The sequence below is a fragment of the Mesorhizobium norvegicum genome (assembly GCF_004919685.1).
GTDB classification, from domain to species: domain Bacteria; phylum Pseudomonadota; class Alphaproteobacteria; order Rhizobiales; family Rhizobiaceae; genus Mesorhizobium; species Mesorhizobium norvegicum.
In genome coordinates, this window is the sequence record NZ_SMYZ01000201.1 from 1 (window position 1) to 704 (window position 704).

Annotated in this window: 1 pseudogene; it reads left to right on the forward strand. The window is 66.6% G+C overall.

The annotated features are described in order from the left end of the window. Window positions 1-704: pseudogene (locus FCU66_RS40720) on the forward strand (autotransporter domain-containing protein); the annotation flags it as partial.

Below are 704 nucleotides of genomic sequence, written 5' to 3' on the forward strand. Positions count from 1 at the left end.
GCACCGGCACGCTGACGATCCAGAACGGCGGCAAGGTGAGCAACGTCACCGGCATCCTCGGCCTCAATGCCGGCTCGACCGGCACCGCGACGGTTGATGGCGCCGGCTCGACCTGGACCAATTCCGGCAACCTCGCTGTCGGCTATGGCGGCACCGGCACGCTGACGATCCAGAACGGCGGCAAGGTGAGCACCACCAACGGCTATCTCGGCCTCAATGCCGGCTCGACCGGCACCGCGACGGTTGACGGCGCCGGCTCGACCTGGACCAACTCCGGCAACCTCGTTGTCGGCTATGGCGGCACCGGCACGCTGACGATCCAGAACGGCGGCAAGGCGAGCAACTCCGGCCTCGGCTTCCTCGGCTACAATTCAGGCTCGACCGGCACCGTGGCGGTTGATGGCGCCGGCTCGTCCTGGACGAGTTCCAACACGCTCCATGTCGGCTATAACGGCACAGGCACGCTGACGATCCAGAACGGCGGCAAGGTGAGCACCACCACCAGCCATCTCGGCGTCAATGCGGGCTCGACCGGCACGCTGACGATCCAGAGCGGCGGCAATATGAGCACCACCGGCGGCTTCCTCGGCTACAATTCAGGCTCGACCGGCACCGCGACGGTTGATGGCGCGGGCTCGTCCTGGACCAATTCCGGCAACCTCTACGTCGGCAATGGCGGCACCGGCACGCTGACGATCCAGAAC